Source organism: Macrococcus sp. CoH-51_TC_04 (assembly GCF_058188655.1).
The window spans coordinates 1-277 of the sequence record NZ_JBVGOY010000064.1; the positions used below are offsets into that span (position 1 = coordinate 1).

The 277-nt window shown below is 56.7% G+C and carries 1 protein-coding gene; it reads right to left on the reverse strand.

The genetic code is table 11. The annotated features are described in order from the left end of the window. Window positions 1-72: 72 nt before the first annotated feature. The coding region (locus ACZ2V4_RS11785; protein ID WP_490514959.1) for a hypothetical protein at window positions 73-277 on the reverse strand (205 nt) is incomplete at its 5' end.

Genomic DNA, 277 nt, shown 5'->3' on the forward strand with positions numbered 1-277 from the left:
GTTTTCTGTTGAGTCCGTCGATGGCCAATCCACCTGATACTTATAGATTTCTTGATATGGCGTACTCATGTTTTACCCAATTTGCAGGCGGGTCGGATTTGTGTCGATGCGTTGCTGGCGTTCCGCGTAGAACACGTTGACTGTCAGCGAGCCGCCGACTGCCGGATCGATCGAGTTGTAACGAATCGGCCAGTTGCCCGACGCAGGAAGCGGAGGGACCGGAGTAACCGAGCCGTCGTCCGTCCACGTCAGGGGCTGGCCAGCATTGATCGTGGCC